At 59.2% G+C, this 24,049-nt stretch carries 21 protein-coding genes; 9 read left to right on the top strand and 12 right to left on the bottom strand.

Going from position 1 to position 24,049, the window contains the following annotated elements:
- Positions 1-989: 989 nt before the first annotated feature.
- On the top strand, positions 990-1,373 hold the full coding sequence (locus tag QTH91_RS14590) for a hypothetical protein (protein WP_286660830.1): 384 nt from the start codon (positions 990-992) through the stop codon (positions 1,371-1,373).
- 16 nt (positions 1,374-1,389) lie between these two features.
- Complete coding sequence (locus QTH91_RS14585) at positions 1,390-1,875, top strand: hypothetical protein (RefSeq protein WP_286660829.1); 486 nt, start codon at positions 1,390-1,392, stop codon at positions 1,873-1,875.
- Positions 1,876-2,029: 154 nt separating this feature from the next.
- Here QTH91_RS14585 and QTH91_RS14580 read toward each other — a convergent pair whose 3' ends face one another.
- Genes QTH91_RS14580 through QTH91_RS14570 form a run of 3 tightly spaced genes read right to left on the bottom strand, consistent with a single transcriptional unit; the run spans position 2,030 to position 4,217 of the window.
- Positions 2,030-2,737, bottom strand: a complete 708-nt coding sequence (locus tag QTH91_RS14580; RefSeq protein ID WP_286660828.1) for a uracil-DNA glycosylase family protein — start codon at positions 2,735-2,737, stop codon at positions 2,030-2,032.
- Between the two features lie 12 nt (positions 2,738-2,749).
- Complete coding sequence (locus tag QTH91_RS14575) at positions 2,750-3,409, bottom strand: AbiU2 domain-containing protein (RefSeq protein ID WP_286660827.1); 660 nt, start codon at positions 3,407-3,409, stop codon at positions 2,750-2,752.
- Positions 3,410-3,425: 16 nt separating this feature from the next.
- A complete protein-coding gene (locus QTH91_RS14570; protein WP_286660826.1) occupies positions 3,426-4,217 on the bottom strand; it encodes a hypothetical protein in 792 nt (263 codons plus the stop codon).
- A gap of 431 nt (positions 4,218-4,648) precedes the next feature.
- On the opposite strand from QTH91_RS14570, the gene QTH91_RS14565 reads away from it, so the two are divergent.
- From QTH91_RS14565 to QTH91_RS14545, 5 genes are all read left to right on the top strand, one after another.
- Positions 4,649-5,005 carry a DUF995 domain-containing protein gene (locus tag QTH91_RS14565; protein WP_286660825.1) on the top strand — a complete coding sequence of 119 codons (357 nt, stop codon included), beginning with the start codon at positions 4,649-4,651 and terminating at the stop codon, positions 5,003-5,005.
- Positions 5,006-5,403: 398 nt separating this feature from the next.
- Entirely contained in the window at positions 5,404-7,191 is a 1,788-nt protein-coding gene (locus QTH91_RS14560; protein ID WP_286660824.1) for an adenylate/guanylate cyclase domain-containing protein, read from the top strand.
- Positions 7,192-7,487: 296 nt separating this feature from the next.
- Complete coding sequence (locus QTH91_RS14555; RefSeq protein WP_286660823.1) at positions 7,488-8,378, top strand: phosphatase PAP2 family protein; 891 nt, start codon at positions 7,488-7,490, stop codon at positions 8,376-8,378.
- The gene (locus QTH91_RS14550) at positions 8,375-10,273 is read left to right on the top strand and encodes a S8/S53 family peptidase (RefSeq protein WP_286660822.1); all 1,899 of its coding nucleotides are present in this window, start codon (positions 8,375-8,377) and stop codon (positions 10,271-10,273) included. The genes QTH91_RS14555 and QTH91_RS14550 overlap by 4 nt, the downstream gene beginning before the upstream one ends.
- 549 nt (positions 10,274-10,822) lie before the next feature.
- Positions 10,823-11,854: a hypothetical protein gene (locus QTH91_RS14545; RefSeq protein ID WP_286660821.1), complete on the top strand. Its 1,032-nt coding sequence runs from the start codon at positions 10,823-10,825 to the stop codon at positions 11,852-11,854.
- A 6-nt stretch (positions 11,855-11,860) separates the two neighbouring features.
- On the opposite strand, the gene QTH91_RS14540 is transcribed toward QTH91_RS14545, so the two are convergent.
- Positions 11,861-12,697 (bottom strand): hypothetical protein, encoded by an 837-nt coding sequence (locus QTH91_RS14540; RefSeq protein ID WP_286660820.1) that lies wholly within the window; start codon positions 12,695-12,697, stop codon positions 11,861-11,863.
- Between the two features lie 485 nt (positions 12,698-13,182).
- A complete protein-coding gene (locus tag QTH91_RS14535; protein WP_286660819.1) occupies positions 13,183-13,857 on the bottom strand; it encodes a hypothetical protein in 675 nt (224 codons plus the stop codon).
- Positions 13,858-14,231: 374 nt separating this feature from the next.
- Between QTH91_RS14535 and QTH91_RS14530 the strand changes: the two genes are divergently transcribed.
- Positions 14,232-14,753, top strand: a complete 522-nt coding sequence (locus QTH91_RS14530; RefSeq protein WP_286660818.1) for a hypothetical protein — start codon at positions 14,232-14,234, stop codon at positions 14,751-14,753.
- Positions 14,754-14,800: 47 nt separating this feature from the next.
- On the top strand, positions 14,801-16,762 hold the full coding sequence (locus QTH91_RS14525) for a hypothetical protein (RefSeq protein WP_286660817.1): 1,962 nt from the start codon (positions 14,801-14,803) through the stop codon (positions 16,760-16,762).
- Positions 16,763-17,093: 331 nt separating this feature from the next.
- Here the strand turns inward: QTH91_RS14525 and QTH91_RS14520 are convergent, their stop codons facing one another.
- The 7 genes from QTH91_RS14520 to QTH91_RS14490 all read right to left on the bottom strand — a co-directional run bounded on the left by QTH91_RS14520 (position 17,094) and on the right by QTH91_RS14490 (position 24,001).
- Positions 17,094-17,546: a hypothetical protein gene (locus QTH91_RS14520; RefSeq protein ID WP_286660816.1), complete on the bottom strand. Its 453-nt coding sequence runs from the start codon at positions 17,544-17,546 to the stop codon at positions 17,094-17,096.
- Positions 17,533-17,994: a hypothetical protein gene (locus QTH91_RS14515; protein ID WP_286660815.1), complete on the bottom strand. Its 462-nt coding sequence runs from the start codon at positions 17,992-17,994 to the stop codon at positions 17,533-17,535. The genes QTH91_RS14520 and QTH91_RS14515 overlap by 14 nt, the downstream gene beginning before the upstream one ends.
- 158 nt (positions 17,995-18,152) lie before the next feature.
- Positions 18,153-20,189 carry a DnaJ domain-containing protein gene (locus QTH91_RS14510; protein WP_286660814.1) on the bottom strand — a complete coding sequence of 679 codons (2,037 nt, stop codon included), beginning with the start codon at positions 20,187-20,189 and terminating at the stop codon, positions 18,153-18,155.
- A gap of 495 nt (positions 20,190-20,684) precedes the next feature.
- Positions 20,685-21,260 (bottom strand): HNH endonuclease, encoded by a 576-nt coding sequence (locus tag QTH91_RS14505; protein ID WP_286660813.1) that lies wholly within the window; start codon positions 21,258-21,260, stop codon positions 20,685-20,687.
- A 548-nt stretch (positions 21,261-21,808) separates the two neighbouring features.
- Positions 21,809-22,033 (bottom strand): hypothetical protein, encoded by a 225-nt coding sequence (locus QTH91_RS14500; protein WP_286660812.1) that lies wholly within the window; start codon positions 22,031-22,033, stop codon positions 21,809-21,811.
- 189 nt (positions 22,034-22,222) lie between these two features.
- Complete coding sequence (locus QTH91_RS14495; RefSeq protein WP_286660811.1) at positions 22,223-22,552, bottom strand: hypothetical protein; 330 nt, start codon at positions 22,550-22,552, stop codon at positions 22,223-22,225.
- A gap of 45 nt (positions 22,553-22,597) precedes the next feature.
- The gene (locus QTH91_RS14490; RefSeq protein WP_286660810.1) at positions 22,598-24,001 is read right to left on the bottom strand and encodes a hypothetical protein; all 1,404 of its coding nucleotides are present in this window, start codon (positions 23,999-24,001) and stop codon (positions 22,598-22,600) included.
- Between the last annotated feature and the right edge of the window lie 48 nt (positions 24,002-24,049).

Raw genomic sequence — 24,049 nt, 5'->3', positions numbered from 1 at the left:
TTGCAATCGGGGCATAGAGGGGCTCCATCGCTTTATCGGGCATTACCGCTGCCCATCCCCTTGCTAGTTCTGATCGCGTCTCCAAAGGGCTCTCAGTGCCTCTGGCGGTGGGCCCCGTTTGGCTTGGATGCAGGTCCGATGATTTCTTTCCTGGTTTCCGCCGTGAGGCGAGTGCTGTGATTTTTGCCTGAGGCTGCTCGCAGACCTGTTGGTTTTGTCTTTTTTGTTTTTCACCGAGTGCCGGAGGCACATGCTCCCATTTTCTGTGTATAATCCAGTACGCTGGAAGCGTCTGTAGTCATCTGTAGATCTATTTCTAGTTGCTCTTTTCTCTTGAGAGTAGTTGTAGCTTCTAGGTTGCTTCCTCTCTCTTTACTACTCATACAGCGCCGGAGGCGCCTGTATGTCCACTGTAGTAAATCCAGTCCCCTCCCATATACTGATAGGCGACTTCAATTCTCTGAGAGTCGCTGCGGGAGCGTGGAATCAGTGGTGCGATGCTGAGGCTGCATGCTCAAAGTGATCATGTAGTTACGCTCGCGTCCTTTCCTGGATCGACCAATGCAAAGAGTGGCAGGGGGAAGGCCTTTTGGGGCTGATTGCAGCATGCCTGGTTCGAACGAATTCCCGCTCAAAAGGTACAGGCGCAAACTCATCGGCCACTGAGCTCTCGAATTGCTACGGAGTTGTCTACGAGGTACAGCCAATAAATCCCGGCCGAACTTCGCCCGGTAGCTTTACTTCGGATTCAGACTGGTTGCCGAAGTTCGGCGTAGTCGCTCATGAGGTCCGCTCAGTGCCCGATTGCAGGCGTCCAGGATTGGTTCAGCGTCGCGAGTGTCGAGTCGGATCGGCGGTTCGTCGCGGCGCTGGCCCCGCACGGGATCCTATGATTCCACGATGTACCAAGAAATCCTTGACTTCGCAAAAGCCTCGGCACGCCGTTCGCGGCCGGCGTTGCCGCTTTCGTGGCGATTCGGTTCGGAAGAGTGCAAGCCGAGATTGCGCAGGCGCAGGCTGAAGCCGCGCGCAATAAGCTGCGGCTCGAGCTCTTTGAGAAGCGACTTGCTGCCCATACTGCGATTACTGAGTACATCCGCAAGAGCCTGGCTGGAGTGAAGGCTGAGAACCTCGACGCGATTGCCGGCACCACGACCATGATGAACTGGCTTTTCAAGGACGATGTGCACGACTGGTTTGCACGTGAATTGGCCCCCGCTATTGCAAAATTGTCAGTCGCTCAACTGAAGCTGATTGCCGAGCCCGGGGACGTCGCCGTTGTAGTAGAACATTCCGGCGCTTCTATGGAAGCAGTTGCTCAATTTGGCCGGCTCAACGAAGTGATGAGACCTTACCTCACACTGGAAGATTAACGCGGGCTTCAGCTCAATGGAAACTGAGAGAATAGTTGGACTCGCTTCCTCCATCGGCGCCCTCGTCGGAGGTGTCGTAGGCTTTGCGGTGAACTGGTGGTGGAAGTGGCGAGCCGAGGCGGACCGCATACAGGTTCACTACGGTACCGCCCACTACGAGGAAACGCCCGCGTATGGTATGCACGTGATCAATCGTAGTGGACACAAGGTGGAGGTTACTCACTATGGCTTCGTGCTAGGCGACGGTAGCTTGTATTCGATTCCGGAGCACTGGGCACAGAGTTTCGGCGACGATGCATCAGAGGATCTCGTTAGCGGCAGTACCCTGCTCCAGGGACGCAATGATCGCTATGAAGCTCTTATTCACGCTCATCTGAAGGAGGGCGTGATCGGCGCATATGCGAGGACAGCAGCGCAGAAGCAACTGAGCTTCGACTTCCCAACGCACACCAATGTCACCATGTGGCGGCGCTGGCGGCTCCGGGTCAAGCACTGGCGTTAAGCAACTCGTGTATCGCCTTCGCCGACATCAGCGGTACGCCGCTCGCTGCATGGAACACATGTCCACAGCTTGTGGCTGACGTGATCACTGCGGCCCCGACAGGCCGGGCCAGCATTCGAAGCGGTGTCCAGAGCTCAAAATTCCACCGAGTACTTCAGCCGCACCCTGACGGAAATTTCGATCGAGCCTCCCTTGAACCGTCATCGGCAGCAGAGAGCCGCTCGCGAAGCAAATCTGGGAATGCCTTGACCCAGGAGGCGTTTGCCTTGGAAGGATGCGGCAAAGGGCAGACGGCAAATTGCCTATTTACTTGGCCTATCTGCAGGGTCACAGCAATCTCAGCCTTGTACTTGTCGGCACGAGTCCAGAAGCGGCGTAGAGCGGAGGCGACTTCTGGATTCCTAAGGCCGAACCAACTGAAGGCTTGCTCGCCGAACGTAATGACTCGAGTCCCTTGCCAGGCCGCCAGGAGTTCTAGCAGCGCGGGCTGAAACTCCTTCCGCACCGCCTTCCTCCAGGCTTTGTTGCCCTTCGGCTTGTAGGGCACCGTATTCATCCAGAAGACGTCCGCATCGGAAAGATGGAATTCATCCATTACTGCTCGGATCCGCGCGCCAGATTCACCGACAAAAGGCCACTGCTGGTGGACCTCTTGTTCGCCCGGATCGCGCCCAATGAAGCACCAACGCGAATTCGCGGCTCCCAGTCCCAAGATTGGCTGAAGTGGATCCCGGCTCAAGCGGCTGTAGCACTCGCGGTCCAGCATCTCGAGGCGCGCGGCAAGTTCTCGGAAGAGCTGAGTGGTGGGAGGAGAGAGAACTACGCGCTCCGAACTGGCTTGGCCATCGTTGAGGGTTGTCATGGCGGAGTCACCCTATTCGCCCGCGTTGAAGCGTGTGTGAAAGTCGGACCAGGGAATGGACCCGGCTTGGACCAGTTCGCGGTAACGGAGGCCTTGCCTCAGGCGGTAGATCAGCGCGTCCCCATCTGCCTGTAGCGCCGTATGCTCATAGGCAATGCCCCCATCAGCGTAGTGAACAGAGACGGCGTTCATTGCGTCACGCACCGCCTCAAGCGCAGTCTCGACCTCGTCGCGCGATGCGCTCATGCGTGGATCGGCGCTCAACATCGTTGCCTGGTCGAAATGCGCAATCCACTTGTTGCGGCGATGGCGGATTTTTCCGCATGCCGCGTGGAACGCTGGCAAGCACGCCGCGAGCTTTGCCGCCGCGGCCGCTTCGCCAGTGGATACGAGAGCCTGATGAAGCGCTTCAAGCGTCATGTTCGTCCGGCTTCCAGACCCTGCCGGATCATCCAGCTTGCTCAAGCAAAGCTGCACGTCGTGCAGCCATACATCTTGCAAGGCCGCAAAGACCGAACTAGCTGACTCATTGAGGAGGTCTACTCGCTCCTCGCTCGTCCCGTACAGCTGCCGATAGATGATCCAACGCGCATGAAGCTGCGTCACCTCGCTATCGAGGCCCGCCCACAACTCGCGGACGCTCGCTGGCAAGTGATCCACAATTTTCTTCACGGTCGCTTTCTTTCGACTACTCGTAGATCTTCCCTGTCTCTGAGATTGCATCCGCCCGAATCGCGACCAGGCGCGCGATCGGTGGCACGTCTGAGTTCATCGCATAGTCCGGATGCTCGGTCACGATCGCCGATAGACGGTGATGCGTCACATGCTGTTCGGTTTCGAACCAGCTGATGAGCGGCCCACCGCTGATGCCGCCCAAGTCGTACTGCGCCGGCGGCGCCTTGACCGCAGTGCCGGAAAGCTGAAACTCAGGCTCAATGAGCCAAGTTACTTGCCGTTGAGTCACTGTCCTCGCGACGCCGAGAGCGGTGAACAGGCCGTAATTGACCTCGAGAGTCTCGGTGGATTCTTCTCGTGCGGCGGCAGGATAGCCGCCGATCATGATCCCCCGTCCCTCGTGCGGTGGCCAGGCCGGCCACTCGCCTAAGGGCGTTTTCCCCAAACGCTTCAGCAGGTCCTCGTCGAGCTCGATGGTCGCGATGTCGAGCTTGGTCGACACGCCGACCACGCGATTCATGAAGTCACCCACGGTCACATTCGCGACCTGTAGCCGCTGTGCCGAATGGGCTTTGCAGTCCTTCGAAAACTGCTCCAAGACATGAGCCGCAGTGATGCCCAGAAGCGCCTTCGGCGTTCTTGCGATCGTCAACGTACCGTTGTGCGCGATGGGAGGGTTCGGAATGTCGCGCCGGAACCAGTAGATGGGAGCGCAACAATCCATGAGGATCTTTCGATACACGTTGCCAAGGTCGCCGGCGAGCAACTCCTTGGCTTTCTCAATCGGAATAGGGTGAGGTTCCATCTACAACGTATTGTGCCGACTTACCAGAGCCCGCCCTTCGAGTATCAGTAGCGAAGTAAGCGCCATTTTTTCCCCCACCCTAGTTTTTGGTCTTAGGTAAGGTTCGGCCGCGCGCCAATTCGGCGCAAGACTGGTTGCGGGCGCTCGAGTTGGGCACTTCTTATGTCTGCTCGGCGACTCAACTCGGACGCTCCGATCGACCTACCTAAGCGTAAAGAAAACTGGGCGCCTACCGACCTATCCTGCAGCCGGCCTTGGAAAGGGCGTTTGCAAGACGCGCTGATGCTGCGCTTGCAGCCTTCTGCAACGCACGCGAGCCCGACGGGGGTGATCCATGGCGATATTCGACTATGCGTCGATCGTCAAGGACCAAATTGCGGATGCGATGTCGAGCACGCCGTGACATGAATAGCACCTTTGGAGATTCGGTCATGATCAAACTCGTTTTGGCGCCGGCATCCGTGCTCTTGACGGTTTCGGCATGGGCCCAAGAAAGAGTCCTGACAGACGCTGAAGTCACCAAGGCGTTTTCCGGCAAGACATTGATCTGGAAGCTCGCGGATGGCAAAAACTATGAAATCCGCCACGACACCGACGGCAAGGCGACGGCCTCAGGGACCTACAACGACGTCGGGACGTGGAGAGTACAGCCGGGTGTTGGATCTTGTACCGCATGGAACAAGCAGCGTCCGGCTGAGGTTTGCGTAAAGCTCGCCATGCGCGAAGGCGTGCTCACAGCGATCAATTCGGATGGGAGTGTTCGTGGGACGCTCGTGAGCTCGAACTAAGCCGGGCGATTTCTGGTCGCGGGGGTGGAGCGTTCGCATGCTTGGTCCGGCGGCCACCGCACAGCACCTCAAATGGCCTGCCAACCTTGGTAAGGGCGCAGGCCGCGCTCTGATCGGGTGCATGGCTTGAAGGCCGAACTCGATATGGTGCGCCGGTAAGAGGACGAGGCCTTGAGCATGCCCCGGAGACCGCCTAGCCGCCACGCAGTTCGGCCTCGAAGGCTAATGACTGTCACGCCCTTGAGACAGTGGCTTCCCGGGGTGTAGCCCTTGGATGGCCGGACCCGTTCGAGCCATCGACCTTGGCCCAGATCTGTGCCTCGGCAAACTTGGGGCGGCCAGCGTACGGCGCTGGCGCAAGGTGCCACAATCGACGCGGAATCGGCATGGAGGTGCGCTTGGACGATCCCCGTGACTCACCGGCCCAGGAAGCCTTGCTGCAGACCCGCAGCGCCGTCGTGCTAGTGATCGACTTGGTCGAATCCGTTCGAGCAATGGAGGCAGATGAGCTAGGCGTCGTGCAACGCTGGCAAGCGTTCTGTGCCGAGGTCAACCAGTACATCCTGCCACCCCTGCAAGGGCGCATAGTTAAGAGTTTGGGCGACGGGTTGATGGTGGAGTTCCAGTTGGCGCAAAACGCCGTACGTGCGGCGTCGGCTATGCACGAATGGATGGCAATCAAGTGCACCCCAATGGTCGATGGCACGCGACTGGGGCTTCGCGCCGGCATTCACGTTGCGATGGTCTTCGACGGCGTCAACGACATCTACGGCATTGGAGTCAATCTGGCGGCTCGGGTGGCCACATTGGCCGCGCCGGGCGAGACCATCGCCACGACACAGGTGCGCGATTTGCTCGATGACACCTTGGACGCGGAGATTGAGGATCTCGGTGATTGCCATCTGAAGCACGTGCAGCAGGCGGTGCGCGCCTACCGCCTCGGCCCGGGTCGACACCCTGAGAGCTTGCCGCAGACCAGCAGCTACGGTGCCGCAATGCTCGCCTCTGTGGCGGTGATCCCCTTTTCGAACTTGAATCCAACACGTGAGTTTTGGGGCATTGGGGACTTGCTGGCAGATGGCGTCATAAATGCTTTGTCACTGTCGCCGACCCTACGCGTCGTTTCTCGCCTGTCAAGTGCCTGCTTCAGCGGTCGCGGTGCGACAGCCACCGAGATCGGCGCACGCCTTGATGTGCGCTACATCGTCTCCGGCAACTATGGCATTCATGGCAAGGAGGTGTTTGTCGGTGCCGAACTGTCCGATGCGGCGACTGGCACGATCTTGTGGTCCGGCCGGGCGCGCGGCCACTGGCGGGCTCTGCTAGAGCCGGAGTGCGAACTGGTGCAGGGTTTGGCCGAGAGCATTCATCAGAGCTTGCTGCAGACCGCCGCATTGCAGGCGACCCACCGGCCGTTGCCGTCGCTCAGCAGTTATGAGCTGTTTTTGGGTGCCATTGCAATGATGCACCGTGCTCATTTCGATGACTTCGAACGAAGCCGCTATCTGTTGGAATCACTCAGCGAGCGCCACCGTCGCGTCGCAGCACCGCAAGCCTGGCTGGGCAAGTGGTATGTGTTGCGGAACATTCAGGGTGCCAGCACTGATGGTTCCCGGTCGGCCGGACTCGCGCTCGAGCATACGCACCGGGCGTTGGATCTGGAGCCATCGAGCGCTTTGGCGCTCGCGATCGAGGGCTTCGTTTACTGTCATCTTAAGAAGGATGTGGAGACGGCTGACGCTCGACTGCGCGAGGCCTGCGCCGTCAACCCGAATGAGGGACTAGCGTGGCTTTTTTTTGCCGTTGTCAGTGCCTTCCAGGGCCGTTCGAATGACGCACTCGACGCCGGGCGAAGGGCGCTCGCGTTGTCGCCCATCGATCCACTTCGCTACTACTACGAATCGCTCATGGGCTCGTGCGAGTTTGGCGCTGGCAATCCAGCGGCGGCAGTGCGCTGGTGTGAGGTCGCGCGGCGGCGCAATCGTCGGCACCTGTCGACCTTGCGCATCCTCATCGCAGGGTATGCGGAAACGGGTGAAGAGGCGCAAGCTCGGGCTATCGCACAGGAGATTCGCCGGCTGCGACCAGACTTTACCGTAGCGGTATATGAGGCGCAGTCGGTCGCTGCGCTTTTCCCATTCGGACGTAGGATTGCAAGAGCGATGCGCATGGCCGGAATCCCCTGAACGCAGCGCAACGGACCCGTTTTCTACCAAGGAGAACAACCATGCCAGGTATGGGCGGCTCGACACTCGGTGGTTCCACGCTTGGAGGCTCCGGCGGCTCCGGCGGCTCGGGGGGGTCAGGTGGGTCAGGGGGATCCGGCGGCTCTGGCACGTTGGCCGACGGTTTTGCTAGCCCCTTAGTGGTCGGCGCGTTGTGGTCCAGCCGCGAGGGGACCTTCGAGCGCGACATGCATAGCGGCTTTCTTAAGTGCGTTCCTCCCGATTCTGGGATCCCGGACTTAGACAACGCAAAAGCCATGACCCGCTGGGATCCGTGGGTGCGAGGCACGTTGGCAGTCACCGAACTCACTCGTCACCTGAGCTATGAGCCCCTGGGCAGCGACAGCTACAGGCTCCACTACCACCATCTGGAGATCTCAACCACACCAAGTGCACCGTTGCAGATACTGAAGCATGCGGTGTTGATGAAGATGGATCGTCCGACACCTGACTTCTTCGCCAAGCAGTTGACGCATGTCCAGAGTTGGGCCGAGCTCCGCGACGAACGAGCCCCGGAGATCTTGGCTCAGATCGACAATCAGTTCGCTTTCGTCGGGGCCGTGACCGGCTTAAACGTGTCGCGCAAGAAATGGACGATGGAGTGGCTGTTGGTCGCGATCCAGCTAACCATCGAAGTGGAGTTGATGTTTAAGCACGCGTTCGCGTCCTACCGCCCTGTGGACTACTCGCCTCAGGTTCAGCCGATCATTACTACGCCAGGCCACAGCACCTATCCAATGGGGCATGCCGCACAGGCCTTTGCGACCGTCGTGGCGCTGATGGGTTTGCTCAAAATTCCCGATTCGCATCCTCTACGCACTCAGCTCGTGCGTCAGGCGCGGCGCATTAGCATCAACCGGGTAGTAGCTGGAGTTCATTTCCCGATCGACGCGCCGGCGGGGCAACTGCTCGGAGAAACTGTCGGCGAATACTTCTTGTCGATGAGCGGAATTCCGGGCAAGGGCTGCTTCTTCCGCAGTTTCGGACCATCCGGCAGCGGCGACGATGACGAGAACGACTACTTGGGCGACGGTCCGATGCTTCCACAGGGGGGTTACGTCGACGTAGCGCCGTTGGCACTAGGGCCGGCGTCGAGGTACCTGACTAAGCTGCAGGAGCTAGCCCGGGCTGAGTGGGACCTGCCATGAATGCTACGGTCTCTTCTGGTCACGATTTCGACGGCGACCTGCCGCTTGCATGTGACCTATACCTGCAGTGGGCGATCGAGACAGACTATGTGGATGTTCCGAATGCGCGGATCGATCAGGACGCGACCACGTCGGTCGGTCTGCTGATCGAATGGAAGACTCAGCAAGCTGCGAGCGACGCGGCCGAACTTGTCCATGCACTGGTTATCCACGTGCCTAGCGTGTACCTCGGCGGATCACGAAGTGCCGGAGTAGGGAAGATCCGACGCGTTTGGGCCCTCACGGTGCCGACGGCGAAGTTGCCAGATTTCCTGAGACGTGCGGGTCGTCTGGCAACAAGGATCGAACTGGCAATGCCGATGGCAGAGGGAAAACTCGGGGCCGAGAACGTCAAGGCGCGTCTCTCTCGTTCACCGGTGCTTGCCGCTGTACTGGATGATGGCTGTGCGTTTGCCAACGACCGGTTTCGTGACGGCATGGGAACGCGCATTTTGTGGCTCTGGAACCAGGATCCTGAGGCCCGAGGCGCACCTTTGATCGCTGGAAGGGGGCCCACGCCGCAGGCGAATTTCGGCTATGGCGGACAGTATTCCAAGGGCGATCTGGACGATCTCTTCGACACAGCCGATGGCAGACAGGATCAGGCGTATCAAGGTGCAGGCCTTGCGGGAATGCGTCGCCGAGCGACGCATGGCGCCCACGTCATGGATCTGCTGACCAACACCGAGGCGCCATGGCCGAGTGGAGCTGACCCGTGGGAGATCGTCTTCGTGCAGTTCCCGAGAGGGGGCGTAGAGGATCCCTCGGGCATCTGGCTCAAGCGACATGCTCTCGACGGACTGAATTACGCACTAGCCTGCGCTGGCTCCGACACGAGGACGGTGGTGGCCAATATCAGTTGGGGTCCGCAGACGGGCCCGCACGATGGGAACTCGGCACTGGAGGTCGGCATTGAAGAACTCGTGCAGGCGCAAGCGGACTTAGACCCACCGCGGAAGCTCATTATCAGCTTGCCCGCCGGCAACTCGTACGGGACTCAATCGCACGCACGCGTTGACTACGCGGATGGCGGAAGCTTCGATTGGCATGTCCCGCCCGACGGAGAGCTGCCAGCTTTCATCGAATTGTGGTGGCCCAAAGGCGTCTTGCCGGGCGCCGCGGCATTGCGGATCACCGCACCAGGTAAGGCTTCCGTCGCAATTGAGCCTGGGAAGAACGCGGCTCCTGACAAGTCCTGGTGGGCACGCCTCAAGAAGATCGGTGATTGCGTGAAGGTTCTTGTTGTGGTGCGTCCAACGTACGCGCCAGGCCCGTCGGGGCGCATGCCGGGACAGCATGGTCGCTGGCATTTCGAGATTGCCCCGACGCCTTCGGGCATAGACGGGAGCGTGCATGCCTACGTGGCTCGCGCAAACCACAACATGGGCGCGCGTCGACGCGCTAAGGCAAGCTATCTATGCGACGCAGCGCTTCAGGCAAGCCGTTTCGTTGCGCCTGCCTCGCGCGAAGAGGAGGCGCTCGACTCCGCAATTCGTCGCGTGGGGACGCTCAATGGGTTGGCAACTGGTGCTTCGACCTACGTAGCTGCCGGCTATGTTTCTGGTGAGTTTGAGATTGCGCGCTACTCCAGCGCTGGTCCGACACGCGGCATGGCGCTCAAGCCCGATTTCGCATGCCTCACGGACCGCTCTCAGGCACGACCAGGTCTCCGTGCTACGGGATCACGCACCGGCACTACTGCGGTATTGGTCGGCACCAGTACCGCCGCGCCGCAACTCGGACGAATGCTTGTGATGGGTCCGCCGCCCGTCGAATACACGCCATCGCCGCCGCGTCCCGAGCGGGTAGGCGCAGGATGCCTCGGCGCTCAGCCATGGCTGCTGCGGAAAGAGTGACCGGCCGTGCACAAGTGAGCGAGAAGGGGTTGGTCGAGAGTCGACCGCCCGCGAGTCGAAACGAACCAGGCGCTGCAGCGGCTCGAGCGGGATCCGGGCATGCTGGCCTCGTGACCGACATCGCCCGCTTTCTCCCAGCATCCCAGTTCCGGGCAAATCGTCTCGGGTTTTTCAGGCGGGAAGAGGCGAACCACTCCATTTCTGGATGCAGCCGATTTCCGTGTGGGATCGGCCGCCGGGAATGGCCGGAAAGCGGAGGCTTGCAGTCCTGCGCGAGCGGCGAAGCGAAGGACTGCAAACGCTGCAAGTGAGATCTGGGCCAAGATCCTCGCACGAAATGAGAGGCTTTTCGCGCCCCAATCTATGACTCTCAAGTTGCGACGACTGTTGCCACATTCCTAGTCGCGGGCCTGATGAGAGTGCGCCGTTGCTGTGTTGTTGCACCACGACAGCCCTCGGAAACTATTGTCTCTGCGCCAAGTGGTTCCTTGGCCCTTCCTGGCGCTGCGAGCACACTGCTCGCCGAACCTACTTCAAGGAGGAGATCGGGTGTTGAAACTGGGCATTGCGCGGACGCTTTCTGCTCGCGCCCTTACGCTCTTGGTCCTGGCGTGCATGACGCAGTGGTCTTACGCGGACGCGCTTTCCGGCACCTTCGTGAGTCTGGGCGAGCGTAGCGGCGCCATTCTGCAGATTCTCCCGGCGGGCGAGGGGAAGGTTGTTGGGCGTTTACGTATGGCACTCGCGAACGGCGGCGACGTGCAAAGCCTCGACTTCCCGGTGTCCGGGGCGGCCAACGTGGAATCGCTGATTGGCAAGATCGAGCGCGGCCCGGCACAAGGGGGGGATGTTGCGATTTCTGGCACTTTGTCCGGAAACACACTACGGGTCTCTTCCGCCATTCTGACCACTGCCATGCAACGAGGATCGGCGGGCGACTACGATTCACTCGTCGGCCGGTTGACTCTGGATAGCGCGCAAAAGCAACAAAGCGCAGCCAAAGAGGCGGCCGTCAGGAAGAATGAGCAGGACGCTGGCAAAGCGGCTGCGAGCATTTCGATGCTGCTGTCCAACGTCGCGGACTTCTCGGTGAATCAGCCAGCTATCGCTGAGCGCCTGGCCAATCAGATGCCGCAGCGATGGGAACGGAACACGGAAGCGCTTCAGGGGTTGGTTAGGCAGATGGAGCAGACGTCCCAGCCTGGTCTTGCAGCTGTGTCGAGGCGCTATGAGATCATGACGGCCATCAGCAAGAAGGGCTTGGACACCTCTCAGGCATTGGTTGAGGTCACTTCCGCTGAGAAGACCTTCAGTGGGGCGGGCGATGTGTTGAGATCAGGAATGGCCGATGCACGTAGCCTTTGCCGCTCGACGCCCAAGGTTGGTCGGCAGTCGGCGCGATTGCGCCAAGCTTGCGGCGAGCTGCCTGAAGCGCAAGCCGCCTTGGATCAGGCAACGAGCAAGGCCGGCGCGATCTATGCCGACCTCATGCGTCTATGGCAGTCTGCGAAGACCCGTGATCAGGACCTTAGCGGGAGGGCGGTGCGGCTGATGGCCGAATACAACGGCAGCCGGCTCTAGGCGACGTCAGCTGCTGGACTGGCGCACCAGTCGCAGCAGGCGCGCAAAGTTCCCATCATTGTCGTCGCTCTTCCATCGGTTGATGAACCGGGCGACGACTTGTAGGTTGCCCGGCTCGTAGTGTCCGCTGGAGTCGATTCGATCCAGGGACGGTGCGAGATCAGGGTCAAACCGGCTCAGATCCAGGGGCACCTTTGAAATGGCGCAGGTGTTGGCAACCCACAACTTCTCCAGGTGAGCCTGCAGTTCGCCTTCCGAGGCGAATCGAACCTCCTTGTCCTTGGCAATGCTGATCCGCTCAGTGCCGGACTGATCGCGAGCCACCAGCGCCATGCGCACCATGTGCTCGATGGCTGCGCGTCGGGGGGCAATGGAGGGGGAGGGGTTTGCGGGACTCCGATCGCCTGAATCAGCCGGCGCGGACGAATCCTCGATCCGCCATGGATTGGCTTTCAGGATCTCCTTCATCAGCAGCGCCAGGAACTGGTGCGCCTCGCTCAACTTCATACCGACCAGGAAAGGGTCTCCTTCGGTGTAGCGTGTGCCGTGTCGCCTGTGCTCGCCGTGCTTGAACTTGTCGCGCGTCGCTTCGAGCCATTCTTCGATCCGGTACACAGGCACCTCGGCCATTGGCGTCAGGCGAGCCGGTCCGATTGCTATCTCGACATCGTTGGCCGAATTGTGGACGTTGCCGTATATAGACATGGCCCACTGCCCCTGCAGGTTCACAAGCTCGACCCCCGCGGATAGACGCTTGGGGTCGGTATTCCGGCGGAATCGGAGCTGTCCGAGGGGAAGCATCTCCCTGGCAAGTCGCTCGAGCTGTTGGGCAGTGATGATCATGGTGGCTGTTGCTTTGGTTTCGTCGGCGCGGGCCGGACGGGCACGAAGCCCTTGGTGCCTGCGCATCATGACCCGGGCCGGCGGTTCGGAGACCCGGACGGACGCTGCCTCAAATTGTGGTTAGCAACTAGTGGGCAGTCCGTCAGCTTTCTTTGTCGGATTGGGCCCCCTCGTGCCCACGTCCCGACTGCTTCTCTAGGGCTTGGAAGGATGGCCTAGGCGCGTTCTGCGAAGCTGGCCTGCCCCGAGGTCTGTCGTGGAAAGCAAGTGCTAGGTCGGGCAGCGAATGTCTGCAGTACGCTCCTCTGCAGTCGCCCTTTCTTGACGGGCCAGAAGACCGCTTCGCTTCAAAGTACCCCGATGAGGCCCACAGCCGCAAAGATCGCGATGTTGTTCGTGGGCCTTGGTTCGAGTATTCCCAGTCCGGCACAAGCCGCGGGGAAGGCTCCATAGAAGTGGCCGCTATCTATCGAGGTGCAGGCTCACTATGTCGACGAAAGGCCGTCTAGCAGCTTCAGTGTTTCTGGTGGCAGGTACGAATCACCCCGGGTGCGCTTGAGCACGTAGACTTCGCCGGCATGTATTACCTCTGCGGCCACCTTGCCCATGCCCGACCCTAGGAAGAAGATTCGCGATGGCGCGAGAGCGTCGACCAGGGGCTTGCAGATCTCATTGGAGGCTACGCGAACCAAGCGCGACGGCGGCGGTGCGTTGTCGCGAGTTCGGTACGGAAAGACGTTAAGGAACGCGATGTCCGCGAGGTCCACTTTCGCGGTCGTCAGTACGGGGTAGATGATGCGCTGCAGGGGAATGACCTTGATCTGTTCGATATAGGCGGATGCGACCTTTTCGAGCAGCGCTGCAAGGCCGCCGCTTTGCGACGGGTGGGCATCGCGCAACGCAAGGAGCGCCTTCTCTAGCCGAGTGTCCCGGTGTGTCTTCGACTGTGAGTCCCCGCCTCCGCCAGGGTTTGCTGCGACCAGTAGGGTTCCGCCTTGCCGATACCCGGGCCCCACGAAGCCGAGGTACGGCGTCAGAGCTGATTCGGGAATCGAACGCGGCAGTTGTTGATCATCAGGCCGACCGTAAAGTTGATCCCTCGGAACCCGCAAGGCCTTCTGGAATGCGAGCGCGATGTGGTCTCGATCGAATGCCGACATGAACTCTCCTCATGTTGTTGCTCGCGGCGGGGCGCCGCTTCGGTGAGTTCATAGTCTCAGTATCGCGATTTAAAGTAAACGCTCACCGGAGGCGATGCTCGGTTACCGCTTGACTTTTATTCACCGAAGTTGCGCGCACTGCCTGACCGGGTCCGTGCTTGGACCTTTGCCTATGTCATGTGGCTTGATGACGTGCCTAGCTCGAGCAGGGTTCAAGCGCCTCAATTCAGAGACGCGCCTCCTCAAGCTTGAGGGCAGCAGGCACCTTAATGTTGTAAACGATTGCACGCTGCGCTCATTGCGACTTCGTCCAGAATCCTGGCCACTACAGGAAGATCACTTCGAGCCGTGTTCAAACGGGCCACGCCCAGATCATGAGACTCCTCCTTCTTGCTACGGTCGTCCTGGCTGGCTTTGCAGATCGGCGGTTGCGTCACACGCTGACTCTCATTGCCGAGGCGGCAGCCGATCTTCCTAAGCAGCAGTCAGCCGAATACATCACATCGGCCCATCTCGACACATGGGCGATCGTTGATGCGCTTGATCGACTGAGAACGCTGATGCAACTGGTTCCGCCGAAGGAACCGAGTGAGGTTTTCTCCCCAGCACTTGCGAGCAAGCCGGACCGCATTCGAGCCGTCCGCAACGTGTCGGACCACCTGGCTAGTCGCGTCGACTACGTCGTTGCAAGGCGCACGCCGGCTCTGGGGCGCTTGAGTTGGTTCACCTTGTCGGGGGAACTAACCGGCCTGTCGTTCCTGCTGGTGCCGGGAGCGTTGGCGCCCGCGCCCAAGGTGGGTATCGATGGGCATTCGCGAAAAGATGCGTTGGATCAACCAGTGTTAGTGCCCACCCAAACTGAAGCCAGGCCAGTCGCGTCTTGCGCGGCGACTTGAAAGCTGGCGCAATACCCTCCACCCGTGGCCTCCACCGCAGCCGATCCATGAGCAAACCACCCGAGCCCGAACTGTCCTCACTTCAAACGGCCCAGAAGAGAGTGCAAGGGATTTTTTCCAGCGTGGCCCAAGCCGTTACCTCCCTAGGGCAGACTGTGGTCGACAGGCTCGAAGAAGTGGATAGAACCCGCGGGATCACGGCTGTCGTAGCAGACACTGGTCAGCGCATAGGTGAGGTCATCGCGGCGGCGGATCAGCAGCTTGGAGTAAGCGACAAGGTGGCGACTACCGGCAAAGCAGCGGCAGAGCTTTTCAGCGAGACCTCCACCCGCGTACAAAAGGCGGCCCAAAGCAGCGGTATCAGCGGTGGCCTTCAGAACAATTTTCTAGATCCAGTTCAGAAAGCCGTAAGCATCATTACCGAGAGCCCTCTGGTAAAGGAGGGGCTGGATTCTGTTGAACAGGCATATGGCAAGACACGCAATCTGGTGATGGATGTCGTCATGCCGAGCCTGCCCACCTATGATGCGAAGGAACTCCTCACGTCCACCCGGACGGAGCTCAACTACGTCGCTGCTTGCATTCTGCAGATCAGTCCCGAGGCGTCGAGTGATCTCGGGCGCAAGTTCGGACGAGTGGTCACAGCCAAGATCTCCGGGGCCACCAGTGCGGCCGCTTTGCTTGGTCTGGTGGTCACCTTCGGAAATGCCGGTACCGGCGCAGCGATCGCAGGGCTTTCAGGTGCCGCCGCGACCAATGCTACGCTTGCTTGGGTCGGTTCCCTCGTTGGCGGAGGGATGGCCGCAGGCGCGTTGCTGACGGGCGGACTAGCTGTAATTGTTGGCTATGGGACTGTCAGGCTGCTTGCTTCGGAACGGCGCGAGCTCGAAACGTTGTCGGAGATCGATCTACGGCTGGTTCAGTCGTGCTGGATGCTTGGCACGCTAGCCGACGCCTATCGCCGGCATCCCGAGCACTTCGGTGCCACAGAGGCGCAACAACTTCAGGAAGCCCTCAGGTCGCTAGCCCGGGAACTGGATGAAAATCTGGAGTTGTTGTGCGCGCCGCTAGACGCCACTCGCCAAGTGGCCCTGCGCCACCACGCCATTCCCGATCTGCAAAGGACCGTCATTGAGCGATGGGACATCTACTTGAACTGGGCGTCTTCACCAGACGGCCGAGCGTGGCACGCCGAAAGGGCTGCGGCGGCAGCGACGCTGCCGAAGGGACTCTCTCCAGCGGGCGATCCTGCGTGCCCCGAGGCCGATACTCGCGAAGACAAGCATTTGCTGATGCAAGGTCATGCGCACTCGGTCATTGGGGGCGTATTTGCCGCATTGCTCACTGGCGAACCGTTAGACGACTCGATGCAAAGCAGGCTCGTTTTGCAAGCTATTCGGCGCAGCACGATAAGCTTGGCCAACGCCTCCGCGGCAGAAATTGGCGACTATCTTCGGTCGCTATCGCCCGAGCAACTGCGCGGTGTCGCCTCGAACGTCAAGGGCATCTACCATGAGCTCTGGTACGTCGAGCAATACAACAACCTGCATGAGGACTCGTTCGCGCGTGTGTTCGGTGTCACCAATCACGCTGGTGCCGATGTGCAGATCTGCGATTCCGACACTGGCCAGGTCATCCGTGAAGTGCAACTGAAGGCGGTGGCCACGTCTGCCGAGGTCCGGGAGCACTTGCAGCGCTATCCGCACATCAACGTGGCGTCCACGGATGAGGTGGCTGCCTCGATGCACAACTCCGCTGTACACAGTACCGGCGTTTCCAACGAGGAGCTGCATGCCCGCACGACCACGAGTCTGGATGCGCTCCATAACCACACCATTTTCCATCGCGCGAGTGACGTAGGGCTAGCCTCCCTTGGAGTCGCGTCGATGGCCGAACTTCTGCAGATGCTGCGCGGCGAGCGGAAGTTTCCTGAAGCCGTGACTAAGAGCATCTCTACTGCCGCCACCGCCGTCGGAGCAACTGCGCTCACAGCCTTCCTCTTCAGCTAGGCTGTTGAAGCGCCGACGGGCACGACGTCATTCCAAGCGAGAAGCAGAGGTCATTCTTGATCTGCTGATGCGAGGAGCGTGACCGCTGGCGGGGATTTCTGGACGGTTTGCGGACGGCCACTACCAGGTGAAAGAAGCTGCCCAGGAGGCAATCGATGCCTACTTTACGGAGCGGAATTGGTACTTCCTCAAGCACCCGAAGCGCGCAGGAAGAAGATCTGGGGTGTCGAGCGGGCGGTTGCTACGTTCACTGAGGACAACAACTGCAAGGCCCCCGCCTATAGATAGACGGCGGAACCAAGCAATGTTCGCGGTTCGGCCAATAGCGGACTTAGAGCATTTGTCGCTCGAACCGGCAGCCCTTGCTCTCCGCGAGCTCGATAAGCTCATGCGCGATCGCCTGCACCTCCGCCAATTCGACCGAGGCAGCTTGCCGACACCAAGAGACCTTCCAACCGTCCCGGCCTGAGGTCAAACCCAACTCATACGTGGTGCCGTCCATGACGCCAGGTGGGCCGAGACGAGGTCCAAGCCGCAGAGCAAGCATTCTCTTCAAAAAGTCATTGGCCTTGTCCAGCGGCACCTTCGCTCGGACATAAATGGGCTTGGCGGCAGGCCATTCAAGTTCGTCCCTCTGAGGGGTCACAAACGAAATCTCAGCTTCGCTGGCCCGAAAACCGTGTACAGCGCGCAACTCGAGTTCAAGCGTGCTCTGACGGCCGCCCGAAACAATAAGGGAAAGCGCCCACGGCCTCCAGTCCTCCACTGATTCAGATTCGCTCATCATCGTTCCTCGAGAGATCAGAGCTTAGTTCCGTCGGCGGCACGGGGGAAGCCGGAAGATGAAAGAGCTCGGCAACCCGCTTCTCCAATGCGAAGTGCGCAAACTCGCTCTTATAGCGCCTCTTGCCATCGGAGCGGACGTGATCTGTCGCCACGACATACATATGCAGAGATCGATTACGCTTGTACTTGCTGCCATCAGGAGCGCGGTCTTGCTGCGCCTCGCGTCGAAACTCGTCAAGTGTAAAAAGCCAGATCTGCCCACCTTCCGACATATCCACGAGAGCGATGATCTGGGCAGGAGAGTGGTGGTCAACCGTCCAGTTGAGGGCCCCTGGCCCAGTGCCTCCGGCCGGCCTCGGCGCCAAGTTGGTCTTCACCTGAATCGTCAACGGGACTCTAGACACTGGCGAATACGCCACCAGGTCAATCCCCGTGTCTGTGCTCATCGGCGAAGACTCAATGCCCCGCGCCAACAACTGATACTGCACCATCAGTTCGCCACACCGCCCAATCTGGGCCGCCGACAAGGTCATTTTGAAGCCCTCAGTCGTAACGGGACGAGACTCGATCTGATCTCGTTCTCTTGGGGAAAAAAGGAGTTGATCTATTTGACAAGCCTCGCAAGATCGGGGTTGTCCAGAAACGAACTCATGCTTGGTGTCAACGCCAGTCGAGCGGCCTCGGCAACTGTGAGATCGATCTTGCCTTGTTGGATCATCCCAGACGCCGAGTAGTAGTACCCATTGCAAAGATTTGCCACGAACTTTGCCCCGTCGCTCGACGCTGGGTCATTGTTGGGGATCGAGTACCCCAAGTTGTTGAATAGTTGAGTCAGCTTGCTTTCATAGCCGTCCACGTAGCGGCTCATGGCTGGGCATTGGACGGAATTGCCTGTTGCCTTCTTGAGAGCCCCCGCACGTTGGTGAGCGATGGCGATGATTCTTGCTCGCGGTGCGATGGCTTGGTTGGTTCCCGTGGCGAACGAGATATTGGTGTTCGTGATCCCAGGGGCAGCTGATAGTCCCGCCTGTTCACCCGGATTCCGAGGCGTTGACCGCGATGAATCGGCGTCATTTGCAGACGGCTTGAACACAGCCGCTATGCCGGGATTGTTTGACTCTTCACCAAACCGCTCAATGAACGCTTCGGTGACTTTGGCGTTTCGTGAATAGCGCCTCGCCAGATCCAGCGCCGCAGTTGCTAGCTTGGTTTGCTGACGCTGAGCTGCCCATGCCGCAAATATCACCCAAGTATTGGTTGTCTCTGGGGCAAGTACCGTGAGGACACGAACCGTGCTGTCGAGCGCATAGTCCTTTTCGCCGTTTCGAACCATCGCAAGCCCAAGCGCGACCAGTCCATCAACGTTCAATGGATCTGCCCTTACTGCAGCGGACGCCGCGCGTAGCACCGCCTGAGGGGGTTCGCCACTGTCCGCTAGCCAACGCGCCTGCATCGACCACCAACGATAGGCATCGATATCTCGCTGAACACTGGCCGTAGCGACCAAGGGCGCAATCTCCTTGAGTCGCTCAGAGATGCCGTTTGCAGTTGACAGAAGCTCGGTCTGAACGGCGAACGCCTGGAGGAAGGCAGAGACGTCATTTCTCGATATGACAGATGCTGCGACTGGGGAGGAGCCCAAGTAGATTGGAGGTGGGCTCAAAGCAAGGTGGCTGGCGGCATCGGCATGAATCAGCAACTCTTCGGCTATCCACCCGCTGCGCCCGTCGGCCATCTCAATCTGAACGAAACCATTCATCGAGCCAAGGTCGCTCCTCAGAAGGACATCGCCGCGGGACAGCACCGTTACCACTGGGTTCTTCGCGCCAGGGGCACTGCGGACATTGGCTTTCATTGCTGCGACAGCAAATCGAACGGCGCCCTCGTTGACCTCCAAGGCTTGAGATTGCGTCTTGAATGTCGGCAACTCGGCGCTTCTGGATTGCGGCTGAGGGGGTGAGGCCTGGAATGCAGCGCTCGGGGATACAGAGATGGCTGCCTTCTCATTCCTGCTTGTCTCTCCGCCATTGCTGGCGATGCCAACGACTGCGACGAGGGCCAAAAGTCCGATGATTCCCCAGGGAGTTCCTGAGCCGCTTTCACCCTTCTTGGCTTCGCGTTTGGCTTCAGCTGCGGCTTGCTTTTCTCGCGCTTTGCGATCGCGTTCAGCGGCTCGCTCTCGGTCCTGCCGCTCCCGCCTTTGGCGTGCTGCGTCCGCCTGAGCCTGAGCACGGCGTTTGATGACCTCGTCAGCGATGCTTCGAGCGAGAGCTTCTGGGAGGCCGCGACCGAGCAATGCGCCAAGAAGCACATCTCGATTGTGACCACCTTCGGACAGGCTGTTGGCCAGTTCGACCATCTCCTCAAGAAACATTCGGGATGCTGTCTTTGCGTCGAAGTCCGCATCCTCGGCGTCCTCGGCGCTACCTCGTCGAATTTGAGCGTCATACTCGGCGCGCTTCTGTGGATCGGACAACACTGCGTAGGCTGCACCAATCTCCTTGAATCGACGCTCGGCTACTCCAACGTTTTCGGGGTTCCGGTCGGGATGCCAGCGCATGGCTCCGCGGCGATAGGCATCCTTGATCTCGGCGGCAGTGGCATTGGGCGGCACGCCCAGGACATCGTAGAAGGTCGACACAATAGGAGATTCACACTTTCAGTGGATGCATCGGGTTGACCTGTTAGGCCAAGCATCGTCCTTGTCGGCGGTAGCATTCAATGCTCTCTCGACCCGTTTGCCACAGCGCTGTTTTGGTGGAATCGCCAATTGTTTCCCAGTAAAACCATTGTGAAAAGGGAAGTAATTCACGCAATCAGCTGGGGGATGCACGTGATCGCTCAGCCATCCGTCAACCGCGCACGGACCTCCTCAAGCTTGATGATGGGAAGTGAATGATGTCGGAGGAATGCGGCAAGCCCTTCGTCGCTGAGGCGAGCTCGATAGGCTTCTTCGGCGGCACTGGCCATGACCCGTAGAGGGCTCGTCCCCGATCGCCGAAATTTCCCCCGCGAGGTGTCCACTGATTCAGTCATTTTGCTCGTGGTCTCATGGCTCGCGCTTCATCCAACCCTGGTAGTCAGCGCCAGCATCCACCTTCGAGGGTAACTGGCCTGTGGGAGAAGCAATTGAAGGCTACCCGAGCTTCCACAAGAACCCATAGGCCGATCTTTGCCTCCGTCTGAGGACATTGCTAATGGGGCCAGACGTGTCCTTGCCAAGGCTCGCCGCGGCTGCCGTCAGACTGCAATGTTCGGCGACGACGCGGCCATCTAGGTCAAGTTGAAGTACTGGGGTTTGCTTGCCGCGATTGGCTTCTTTATTCCTCCAGTTCTTTTGCCGAATCAGCTCTTTGGTGAACTGGTCGACCACGCCCATTTCGACTGCAAGATTGCGGAGGTTGATGGATAGCCTGCCCAGGGCGTGTTTGAACTCGCCAGAGAGCCTTGTCATGGATTCACCTGCGAGAAATCGTGCAAGGCATTCATTCAGTTGCGCGTAGCTCAGCGTTCTTTTCGCACTCATCGTGCCTAGCCGGTACGCGTGCCTGAGGTTCTCACTTTGCGTGACCCACTCGAGGTTGTCCCTGTGTGGGTTTGCCCTGTTGGCGTCGATGTGGTTCACGACGGGCTTGTTGTCGGGATTGGAGATGTAGGTTTGTGCTACCAGCCGATGGACAGTTCTGGAGTTGGCCTTGTTTCCTTGCCACAAAGCAACGTAGAGATATCCGTTCTCATTGAGGCATGGTGTGATCTGGTTTCCCGTCTTCGAGTTGATGACCTTGCCGTCGATGCCAATCAGATAGTTCTCGAATCCTGAGATGACTTCAAAGGCTATCTCCTAGCCCATTCGTTGAATACGGTGCGCCGGAAGCCTCCAAAAGTTGTCGGAATCGCTCTCGTGCAAAAGGGTGCAGGCGCGCTGCCGTGCTTCTTTCCTCGGGATCAGTAGCGGTACGGGCGACTACGAGCAATGTCAGCGCATCCGCCGCTGCTCGGCGAAGCGTTGACATCACTTGTGGACTGGTTTCGTTCTTGGGTTCTGTTTTCATTGATGAGTTATTTGGGGAATGGGGTATCTGCCATCGGTCAATGTCTGACGACGACCGGTGAGGAAAAATTGCGCGGCGTCCGATTGCACAGATGCAGCTTGCGCTCCAGAACCTGATCTCGGGCGTCAAGCGCGCCGACGCACCTGCCGCGAGGCAATCGTCACGAGATCGGACTACTACTCCCGGGTGCCGACGATTTGTGCACGAGCTAGATCGTGATGGCTTTCAACTTGAAGCCGATGTTGCGGATGGCGCGTGCGGCAATGAATGCGGGACTGGGGTCAAACCAATTGGATGTCAAAGCGCCAGAGTCGACGCGTGTGGGAACAGCTGCCGGGAAACCCATCGATAGGATGGTGAGTTTCCTGGTCTTCATCACTTGTTCTTGGTCTTCACCAACTGCCCGGAGGGCAGCGTCATCGGATGAAAGCATGTCCGCTTGCCTCGCCACAGACGGCGGATCCGTTGCGGTCAGCGCTACTCTGTGACGGTAAAAAATTTCCAAGCGATCCGTGCGCTTGTGTCGACGATTCGAGGCTTGACTACTTTGTACTGATTGCCCGAGGCTTTTCAGATGATCCCGATCTGAGTAGCTCGTGACTGATCTCTCGCGTCCCCAGGCCTACAAATATCTGGTGAGCTTCGACCATGCCATGACTGTCATCGCGGTCACAATCATCCAGGCCAAACAGTAGAACAGGCGACTGAACGTGAGCCGCCTCGCAAGCTTGAGATACCTTCGCAACACGTAGACAAGACCCGCAATTGCTCCGAGCGTTGCGGGGAAGCCCGCCAACGCTGCATAGTTCGCTTCGTCAAGCAATGGCGGCAGTCGAAAGGGATGAACAATCCAGAAGACAAATAGCCACCAAAGATGAAATAGGTGGCTGAGGGGGGAGAACTGAGGCGGGTCGGTTGGCGAAGGCAATGGCATCGAATTGTTGTCGATCATTGTTGGTCGCTTGCAGGTGTGTCGAAGTCGCGCAATGTCCAGACTTCAAGCAGTTGAGGTGTTTGTGCTGAGTCTCAACAGCGATTCGTACTGTTCGGGATCGGTAACACGAAGGTAGTCCGCCAATCTCGACCGGAGATATTCCCGGACACGAAACACTGGCGCATGGGGGTCCCGAACTGATCCTTCTCTTTGAAACCACGCATTGGCTCTGGCGGCTTCTTCAGCATCGCCAAGGGATTGCGCAAGTGTGCGTTTGTCGACTTCAGTCATGAACAGGGTGTGATAAAGCCACCTTGTCTGTTCTTCGGTCATCCAGCGAGTCGTGCGGTCATGGAATCGCTTGAGCATGAGTGCAGTGCGGCCTCCCTCGCCAACCTCCTCAAGCCACAGGTGGACATTGAATGGGTAGCCCAATGTGTCTGCCCATGCGCGATCCAGCTCTGACTGTTCTGTCACACTGAAATGCTTGAGCAGTTCCTCCATCTCGGGGCGGGCGAGGGGATCCAATCGGAGTGGCGATGCGAGGCTGCCTCCCAAATGTTGAGCCCAGCTCACATGAGTCGCTTGTAGCTGATCTCGACCAAGGATCACAACCGTGGTTTCAAATGGCGCCGCCTGTAGGGCAGGGAGAAGATGTGCCACGAGGAAGTCACCCAGGATCCCTTGAGTGGTTTCGTAGTCATCAACAATGAGTAGCAGTCGGTCTACGCCCAGGAGCTTAGACGGGCTTGGTTTGAACGCATCTTCGGCCGCATACCCTGCCAATGCGGCTGTCATGTCTTTCACGAAAGCGGCTGCTAGGGGAACAAGGGCGTTTTCTCGTACTGAATTCCTGAGTGCCGCCGCACCGCCGACCCCCAGCTTGTTCCACCAACTGACCGCCTCCCTCGCGAGCGTGACGCTGCTGCCCAGAAGTCGGGATATGGTTTCGCGGTTCTCCTCAATCTTCTTCTCGACCGCTGAAACGTCGAGCATTCCCTTGGTCGCCGGGAAGAGATCGTTGAGTGGCTTTCCCACAGAGACTGCTGAGTCGAGGATGCTCATCAGAACGTCCGGAGATACGTCCCCGTCCTGAGGCAACTCCGTGACGATCTGCCGACGAATATGGGCATACGCTGCCTCCACCTCGCCCACCTGTGGGAAGAGGACGCGAAGTGGCTTGCGGGTTGGACTTGCCGTCTTGCCCGAATCAATCAGGTAACGCACGGCCCGAAACGTGGTCTGTGAGGCGTCGTCGCTGCCTGCAATCCGCATGGTCAAGAATCTGCGGCTTCGAAGATCCAGTTGACTCGCGACATGGTCGAAGAGTGCCGTCTTCCCGATGCCGCCAGGTCCTTCAATACTTTGAATTACAAGCTTGCGACCGTCGTGATGAAGTTGCCCCTGCAGCACTCTGCGCAGTTGAGCACCGGCGGCGTCCCTGCCGACGTAGAGACCAGACCCCATTCCCACCTCCTGTATTCGAAACGAATTGTGAACTATGTACTACAACAG

Origin of the sequence: Variovorax dokdonensis (assembly GCF_030316895.1) — a bacterium.
Taxonomy (GTDB): domain Bacteria; phylum Pseudomonadota; class Gammaproteobacteria; order Burkholderiales; family Burkholderiaceae_C; genus Variovorax; species Variovorax dokdonensis.
This window is presented reverse-complemented; position numbering and strand designations above follow the sequence as displayed.

Coding starts and splice junctions, on each gene's coding strand:
- QTH91_RS14490 (WP_286660810.1), bottom strand. CDS start 24,001: ATGGGGTCTGGTCTCTACGTCGGCAGGGACGCCGCCGGTGCTCAACTG.
- QTH91_RS14565 (WP_286660825.1), top strand. CDS start 4,649: ATGATCAAACTCGTTTTGGCGCCGGCATCCGTGCTCTTGACGGTTTCG.
- QTH91_RS14585 (WP_286660829.1), top strand. CDS start 1,390: ATGGAAACTGAGAGAATAGTTGGACTCGCTTCCTCCATCGGCGCCCTC.
- QTH91_RS14535 (WP_286660819.1), bottom strand. CDS start 13,857: ATGTCGGCATTCGATCGAGACCACATCGCGCTCGCATTCCAGAAGGCC.
- QTH91_RS14520 (WP_286660816.1), bottom strand. CDS start 17,546: ATGAGCGAATCTGAATCAGTGGAGGACTGGAGGCCGTGGGCGCTTTCC.
- QTH91_RS14525 (WP_286660817.1), top strand. CDS start 14,801: ATGAGCAAACCACCCGAGCCCGAACTGTCCTCACTTCAAACGGCCCAG.
- QTH91_RS14500 (WP_286660812.1), bottom strand. CDS start 22,033: ATGCTTTCATCCGATGACGCTGCCCTCCGGGCAGTTGGTGAAGACCAA.
- QTH91_RS14555 (WP_286660823.1), top strand. CDS start 7,488: ATGACCCGCTGGGATCCGTGGGTGCGAGGCACGTTGGCAGTCACCGAA.
- QTH91_RS14580 (WP_286660828.1), bottom strand. CDS start 2,737: ATGACAACCCTCAACGATGGCCAAGCCAGTTCGGAGCGCGTAGTTCTC.
- QTH91_RS14540 (WP_286660820.1), bottom strand. CDS start 12,697: ATGATCATCACTGCCCAACAGCTCGAGCGACTTGCCAGGGAGATGCTT.
- QTH91_RS14495 (WP_286660811.1), bottom strand. CDS start 22,552: ATGATCGACAACAATTCGATGCCATTGCCTTCGCCAACCGACCCGCCT.
- QTH91_RS14550 (WP_286660822.1), top strand. CDS start 8,375: ATGAATGCTACGGTCTCTTCTGGTCACGATTTCGACGGCGACCTGCCG.
- QTH91_RS14515 (WP_286660815.1), bottom strand. CDS start 17,994: ATGAGCACAGACACGGGGATTGACCTGGTGGCGTATTCGCCAGTGTCT.
- QTH91_RS14530 (WP_286660818.1), top strand. CDS start 14,232: ATGAGACTCCTCCTTCTTGCTACGGTCGTCCTGGCTGGCTTTGCAGAT.
- QTH91_RS14570 (WP_286660826.1), bottom strand. CDS start 4,217: ATGGAACCTCACCCTATTCCGATTGAGAAAGCCAAGGAGTTGCTCGCC.